Source organism: Candidatus Neomarinimicrobiota bacterium (genome assembly GCA_034716895.1).
Taxonomy (GTDB): Bacteria; Fidelibacterota; UBA8477; order UBA8477; family JABMPR01; genus JABMPR01.
Genome location: JAYEKW010000196.1, coordinates 20609 through 28596, shown reverse-complemented (window position 1 = coordinate 28596; position 7988 = coordinate 20609). Strand labels below are relative to the sequence as shown.

The following is a 7988-nucleotide window of genomic DNA, read 5'->3' as shown; positions in this document are numbered from 1 at the left end:
ATTGCATAACCTGTTGTTATTATACTCACTAGCACCGAGTTTCAACAATGTAGATTTAAAGGTTCAGGATGCAACTTGTCATATTTCTATCTTAATTATCACAGTATATAACAACTAATTTCTCAGTGATCACCAGTAATGCCACATGAGTCCATCTCCGGATACCAATTCAACATTTTGATGGAAATATCAATTCATCTCCCTATGCGTGATAAACTTTTCATTTTCTGGATATAGCGAATATGTTTTTTTAGCAAGAGAGAAGAAATTTTGGGTTTCCATAAGTTTGATGGCCTCGCAAAAAGTCCCTCTCGCGCGCAGAGCCGCAAAGTGTTGATTATTATAAACATACGCCATATTTCCATAACCTATTAAAATTATTGTAGTTAAGTCGATATTCATGTTTTTTCAAATACTTTTTGCGGTTTCGTCAAATTTATAAAGGGCAATATTTGATTTTTAATAAACACTATTGTTATTGAGACCTATTCGCATATATTCACATCACGGACTACACTGCTGAATCAAAGAAACTGGAGAAACAGAGTTATGAAACTGAACAACAAACCATTTATCGGTATTTTAGCTTTTATAGTTGTTCTGTTTACTATGCCCCTGGGCCATGCTGTGATGATCTTAATTGAAAAAATATTTGGACCATCCGGACAATTCCCCGGGGCAACCGTGCTTGGAATCGTCGGTGCTGTCCTGCTTTGGATGGGCGCCCGAAATCAAGACGAGACTCCGGCAACCTGGTACGGCTTTTTTGGTGGACTGCTTCTATGGACAGGTTGGGTAGAATTCTCATTTGTCTGGTCAGCTCAACACCTTGGAATAGCCCCCCTTTTGGAAAATGGTGAAATCGTTACGAAACCAGAATATCTGATGATGCCATCCTCCCTGGGACTTTTATTAGCTTCCATGCTATACTTCCTGTTTAACGGACAAACACGCTGTCATTTCTTCTCCTGGATACAGCGCAAGCTAAAACTAAATATTTCCAGAATACCTACCGGTAAACACCGAAATTTCGCCATTATTACTGCAATGGAAACCCTTTTTATACTGTGGTTCTTTTACCTCGTATTGTTACTAATCTATGACAACAGACTACTTGGTGATCGGCATCCTGTCACCTACGTGGTATTTGCCAGTTCTTTGATCTGGTCGCTTTATTTGTTTATCCGCCTAATAAAATTTAAAAAAATGGCCGCCGCCGTGCGCTATGCCATTCCCACAGTGATCATCTTTTGGAATGCTGTGGAAATATTGGGGCGTTGGGATTTCTTCAAAGAGATTTGGGTCGAACCCTTGGACTATGCACTGGAAATGGGAATAATACTGGTAGCTTTTATTATAGTAACCGCACTTACTCTATTAACACCAGAAGCAACTGAGTCAGCTTAGCCCATACATTTCATGAAGCAGCACAATCTGACTTGTTCCTCACGGTTTTAATTTTTGACTGCGTTGTTCGGAGTAAACTGAGGGGATTAAGCGCATTACAAAACTCTTCACCCAATTAGCATTACAAAAAAGGCTCCACCATACAGGCCAGGGATGAGGTACAGCAACATGCTCCGCCACCCTTCAGTGTCAACAAGTTCTGCGATCAATTTGCGGACGACAAGCAATCTCAACCCAATTGCAATCCCCATGATCATCAGGGAAATTACTGTGATCACCCACCCGGATTTCAGGAAAACTGGAGCCTTTCGCTTTAGCCCAATTTTGGCAGCCAGAAAGGTTATCAATTCCAGGGGACATATCGTGCACCAGACTCGGCCAAGGAATACTGCTGAAAGAATAATCATCGGCCACCAATGACCAGACGGTTATATCATGCTTAACGTGACACTAGCTTGATTTGGTCATCATACAGACGGCGTGAATAGCCAGAGAAGGTCTTGCCATCAGAACCCATGAGGGGGAAGACATAGACCGGTTTGAGAACGGCCTGCCACTCATCATTCGCCTGAATTATATCGATCTCCAAGTGCCCATAATGCTTACCCCCATCGATGAGAACATTGTCTTTCCATACTTCGGGGGAATCATGGTGAGCCAGGAATTTTTGATAGGGATTAGTAAGCCCTTCAATGGGAGCCCGTAATCCATCGCCCCCAATACCCACGTCATAAAACTGAATCGTATGCTTTCTGGCATGTCCACTTCGTTCTATTTCCACACCAGATAACTCGGATCGTTCCCACATCTCATCATGACCATTGAAAACTGCATCTACACCATACTCCATAAACAGCGGAGTCAGAATCCTGGTTGCATTGCCCGATTGCTTATCGAGCTGCTTACCTGCACCAGGTGCCCATCCATGAGGACCACTTGAATAGGGGGCATGATGAAACACCACAAAGGTAAATATGCTCTCCCGTTGTGCCTTTTTTAACTGAATTTCAAGCCATCTATATTGACGTGAGTGAGGACCAAAATCTGGAGCATTTCCGCCTCCCCTATCATTTTCACCAAGTAAAAAGAAATTGGTGTCATCCTCTGATTTACCTGGGGTATTATTACAGAGATCAACAACGATCAACGTTGCTGGCCCATATTTCAAACTGTAGTAGCGGCCAGCCTGTTCTATATTGATCACATCATTTGAAGGATATTCAAAATAGCTCAAATATTTATTGGCTGCTCGCTCGGATCCAGGCTGGTTATAGCGGTCTAGATTATTTCCCTCATAATATTCATGATTGCCCATGGCTGCGAGAATTGGCACTTGACTGGCCAGACTGAGACTACTGATCCGGTTGGTGTTATGTCTCCAGAATTCATCCCAATCCCTTTGTTCTCCTCCATGCTGAACCAAATCCCCGGCAATCAGGATCAGATCCGGGTGCCGGGATCTAATCACCTCAAGGTTGTTAGCATAACCCTGCGTTTGATCAATCAAATATCTTCGTTTCCTGTTGCTGTTTGGATCACTCCAAAGCGCATATTTTCCAGTAGATTCTGGCTCTGTTTCACTGTCTGCATAAATGATAAACCGAACTGATGTATCAGCGGCTGGTGCTGTTTTAAAAAAAGAGCTAAAGCTACTATTACCCTGCGTGACCGTATACGCATAATTGGTGGAAGGTTTTAGTTTTTCAAGCCGTATTCGGTGACTAAAGGGAGTTGAGGGGGCCTGTCCTTTGAAAAAGGTGGTGCCTTCCCAGGTTGAATATTTCAGGGCTTTTGCTAAGATCGGCTGAGAATGTTTTACATTCTGAGTTTTTATGGTCTGTTCAGCATACATCAACTTCCCAGGCGTATTTGTCTCTGAAAACCAGAGGATAGTCATAGCCGTTGAGCTGGGGTTCTGCAGATAGGGATAAACTCTAAAATTATCTTGGGCAAGGGTTACTCCCGAGATAATAAAGATAAATGGCAAAAGCCAAGGGCTTGATGACCTTTTCATAAACACATGCTTTCCAAACGGTAACTGTAATTTCATTCAGTACAATGTATATACACATGTATGAGGTGCAACTCGTGTTTGCATATCAAGATTGACGATCCAGTAAAAAACTAATTCGATGGCTAAGCAAAGATTTTGTCCTACAAGGAGTCGTGTTTTTTCAAGGATGCAGACATACATGTGGTATGTCAAAGTCTTGAAAAAATGCGAGGACGCGGTAGGTCGGACTTTTTGCGACGCCATCAAAATTAATGTGTCAGGGGTACAGTGGTAAGGATGAATGAGTGTCCGCCTCTAAACTCTTTTTCTACAACGAAGCAAACGAAATTCACGAAAGATATTAATGCTTTTTCGTTGTATTCGTCAAACTCGTTATGGAAAACTGTAGGAGTATCTGTTTAAGACCTAATTTATGGACAGACACTAATTTTTTAAATTTTCTCCCAGATTATCGTTCTCCAAAAGAAATATTTTGACCCAACCACTTCAATTTCATTTTCTCTGACTTCAGTTACTTTCAGATTGAAGATCAGACCTTTTTCTGGACCATACATTGATCCATTAATCCATTGATTCTCGGATTTATCATACCTTAAGTTTTTGATGATAACTTCCCCCAGAAGTGGCTCACCTTGTAACGCTTTATCAGGATTGTTAATATCCTTTTGGTGTTCTAGATCCAAATCACCCAAACCAATAATTTTACCGAAGTACTTATCTTCTATTTTAAATATTTCAACATCCAACTGATTCGGTAGTCGATATTTCCCGATGATATCATCAGCCTTTTGGGCCAGGACAAATGATGTGAGTAACAGAACTACGATTACGCTAATTATTCGTTTGGTCATATTTTTATATTTTCTCTATTCTGAAGAATTTAAGATGACATGTAGATTTCGTCTTCGCGAACGAACTACGTGAGTGCGACAATCTATAAGATGAGCTTGCCACGTCGTTTCACTTCTCAAAGACGTTAGTGGTAATGTCTTCGAGATAAAGGATATACCGTGTATTTTGAAGTTCAACTGGTATTAAACAAAGTATTTTTTAAGTAATACGAGAGATATATCCGATAAAGACTGGTCTTCTGAAGTGTGTCCTTGCGATCTATATCGAGATAGCTTACGGTTCTACTGGCTACTAGATATTCGAGTCCAATACCATACTTATTATTCACTTTTACCTGACCTCCCATAGTCAATAAGTTGATATTCTCATACCCTTCCACATGGGTATCCTCCATGGCATAGATAAAATATCGTTTAAGTCGTATATACGCCTGTCCTCGATCTGCCCACATCAGTCTGCCCATAAATTTTGCACTGAACCCTTGACCAAAATGGTAATCACGCACTTCAAGGTCGTCGCTAATATCACCAGCACTTCCCATAAAGATAAATGACCCATTTACGTGGGTACCCAGTTTTATAGATGGTGTCAGCGAATATACATGTATCAGGCCAGGACCAACACTGGAACTGGACACTTTATAATCATCTTGATTCATAAAATCATAATTTTGAAAGACTGCCACAACCAGATTTGATTTATCCGAATGTTTCGTATAGAGTTTTGCCAACATACCACTGGCATAAATCTCACCGATATAATCACGACGACTAAAATTCAGAATGGTCACAAAATTAAAATTATCAAACGGTTTAAAGTTCTTTGGTCTGGCAAGTGGGTTACCATAAACCATACTGAACCGAACAAATCGTCTTGGGTTGCTGTTCCCAGTTCCAGATTCTCCTTTGTAACCCGGTCCGCCCCCATATGAGATGCTTGATAACAAGCTCGTAGGCGCCAGGTTGTATTGTTGATGAATTGACTCACCCATTACTAATCGATTGAAACCATATCCCAGAGGATTAATCAATCCAGTTAATACTTGACGCGACACAGATTTTTTAGCCCCAGGTCCCAGAGTCAGTACAGATAAGCGGTGAATTATTTCACCAAAAGCTACGCCGCTCATGGGGGTCGTAATCATATCGTTGATAGAAGGACTTTCGTTCTCCATCCCCACTTCCCAGATCAGGCTTGCTAGGGTTGGATAGGCTAGAGATTGCCAATAACTAAGTCCCTGTGCACGGGCTGCTGTGTATACCAAAGCCCCTTGAGTTGGATGACCGACCTGATTTACATCAAAACCATCTTCGTCCCAGACCCAACCGGTTTCAATATTAGTTTGGAGTGTGTTTATGCTGATATCGGCCCAATACTGATCCAGAACATACCAATTGACGGCCCAAATAAATACTGGCTGTCCCATGGAATGAAGTAAGGCGTTTCTGTGCGGGTGCGCTACGAAGACACTATCGCTTGGTTGAAACTGACCCATGATAGGTAGAACACAGATCAAGATTATAATCACTCGTTTCCACAAATATCTCATAAGGTAAGTCCTATCTGAGTCCATGATGTCCCCTTGAAACCTTCCAGCTCAGAAAAAGACCAGCCTACACTGAGTTTACCTACAATTGTAAAATAGTTAACTGATATATCGACAGAGGAAAGTCCACTGTCTGTGTATTGGTCTATACCACTCCACACTGGATTATTAAACCGTGAGTGTCCCATCTTGATTTCTCCTCGTATGTCATCTCTGAATAAGGCATGGGATAGCTCCAGGGATAAGTTCAATACTTCCTCAGCCCATAAATACATAAAATATTTTTCAGCGAGAGCTTTCGGGCTGGCAACCTTCCCCATAGAAAAGATGGGTAGAATCGTATCTCCTGTATAGTAGTCAAGAGCAACTGTGCTCGACCAACCCAACCCTGTTTTTCCTCCTATTTCGCTCCAAAAGTGATTCTGATTCGCGATAACCGCATCTTGCCAAATCCAATCACTTTGAAAACCATACTTCCACCCCTCAACACTGGGGAGGTCTCGTTTAAAATGGTCTTCCTTATAGACCACCCTCATAAAGGGCATTGGTTTATCATATTGATCGACAAATCTGAAATCTGGGTTAACACCAAGAATTTGACCCGGATCGTCACTACGGATACCACCAAAAAGAAGTAACTGTCTGTCCCACCCCCCAATAGCAGTCGAGTGGATGCTCAATTCATGCGAGTGAATCCTGTCAGAAAGTGGAATGGAACCTGGTAAATCATAATTATGATAACTGGTTTTAGCTTCAATTGCAGGCCTAATTGAGAAGGGTAAACGTGCCCCCGTTTTGTGATACGAAACAGGATAAACAGCGAATTGAAGACCACCTGAAACATTTCCAAAGGTCGCATCAAGTTGCAATAGCCCACCAAAGCGAGATACTGGCATATCAGTTCGGGTGAATAGGGTTAAACCTCCCGTACTACTTATTTTTACACGACCACGGGTACGAACATCTGGCTTTTCAATAAGGGTAAGCACAACCGCATTCGTTTCCTGATCCAGCGAAGGGATAACGGCTTGATAGATATCAGTTGCATAAACTTCATCAATAAGATCGTCTAGTTTTTGATGATCAAACCTAACAGTTTGGGGAAGTTTTAATTTCCGGCGAATCATCTCAGGGTCAAAATCTGCCCCTTCTGATTTTAAAACAAGTTTTAACGATTTTCCATCCAGGGCTTTCCGGTGGGTATCACGGGATTTGAGCTCTCTTTTTTCAAAGCCTTGTTGTTCAAGAAGTCGGGTTAACTCTTTTGCTGCTTCAACTCCAGCGAGATACCCAGCCTGCATAAGTGTTTCACCTGCAGGAAAATCCAGGACATGATGACCTCCTGTTGGAACCCTAAAAAAATAATCCCACCCACGAACATCAGTCGAATCACCACTGGCCAGGATACGTGAATTAATTTCTTCGAACATCCCACCAATACCTTGAATTTCAGCACCATGATCCGGGGCATCCTCAGCACTTACTGCAATAATAAAATCAGGGTTTTCCTGTTCAGCTATTTCAACCGGCAATTTTACATAAACGCCACCATCTACTAGGACCTGCCCGTTTTGCTGTATCGGTGAGTAAATGAGAGGAATTGACATGGAGGGTCGCAAAGCATTTGCTATGGGGCCTGAGGAAAAAACATAGGGCGCTTGTTTTCTTAGGTCCGATGCAACTGTACGAAAGGGCACATACAGAGAATCAAAATTCCAATTAGCCTGATAATCAGCAGCGGCAGTTAATAGGAAGAGCTCCTTCCAGATAAGCTTATCATCCAGTAACCCTGCAGAGCCAACAATTTGTCGATTTGAAACGCCTAGGGATAAGTTCCCAAGATAGAGTTCATCGCGTTCCCAAATCGGTAAATCAGATCTTTTAGGTCTTCCAATAAATAGATGTTCAATTGTTCCATTCCGTACCATTTCCTCCATTTCAGAAACAGTTACGCCAGCTGCATAGAGCCCACCAACCAGGGCGCCGGCACTACTCCCAACGATGAGATCAATGGGAATATTATATTCTTCAAAAGCTTTAAAAACACCGATATGCGCCATGCCTTGCGCGCCGCCCCCGCTGAGCACCAAAGCAACTTTTTTTTGGGCATAGAGCTGACCCCCAAATATGTTGCCAATAACAACCATTATGGCAAATATATACTGCATC

6 protein-coding genes are annotated in these 7988 nt (G+C 42.1%); 1 reads left to right on the top strand and 5 read right to left on the bottom strand.

All coding sequences use genetic code 11. The features are described 5' to 3' along the window. The first annotated feature begins 549 nt into the window (after positions 1-549). Positions 550-1407 (top strand): hypothetical protein, encoded by an 858-nt coding sequence (locus U9Q77_11875; protein MEA3288055.1) that lies wholly within the window; start codon positions 550-552, stop codon positions 1405-1407. 107 nt (positions 1408-1514) lie between these two features. On the opposite strand, the gene U9Q77_11870 is transcribed toward U9Q77_11875, so the two are convergent. The 5 genes from U9Q77_11870 to U9Q77_11850 form a co-directional block, all read right to left on the bottom strand. Continuing rightward, a complete protein-coding gene (locus U9Q77_11870; GenBank protein ID MEA3288054.1) occupies positions 1515-1814 on the bottom strand; it encodes a hypothetical protein in 300 nt (99 codons plus the stop codon). 32 nt (positions 1815-1846) lie between these two features. Continuing rightward, positions 1847-3421, bottom strand: a complete 1575-nt coding sequence (locus U9Q77_11865; protein MEA3288053.1) for a metallophosphoesterase family protein — start codon at positions 3419-3421, stop codon at positions 1847-1849. 431 nt (positions 3422-3852) lie between these two features. After that, positions 3853-4272 carry a DUF2147 domain-containing protein gene (locus U9Q77_11860; protein ID MEA3288052.1) on the bottom strand — a complete coding sequence of 140 codons (420 nt, stop codon included), beginning with the start codon at positions 4270-4272 and terminating at the stop codon, positions 3853-3855. Positions 4273-4445: 173 nt separating this feature from the next. Then, positions 4446-5822: a DUF3943 domain-containing protein gene (locus U9Q77_11855; protein MEA3288051.1), complete on the bottom strand. Its 1377-nt coding sequence runs from the start codon at positions 5820-5822 to the stop codon at positions 4446-4448. After that, positions 5819-7987, bottom strand: a complete 2169-nt coding sequence (locus tag U9Q77_11850) for a patatin-like phospholipase family protein (protein ID MEA3288050.1) — start codon at positions 7985-7987, stop codon at positions 5819-5821. Before U9Q77_11850 ends, U9Q77_11855 begins: the two co-directional genes overlap by 4 nt. Position 7988 lies beyond the last annotated feature (1 nt).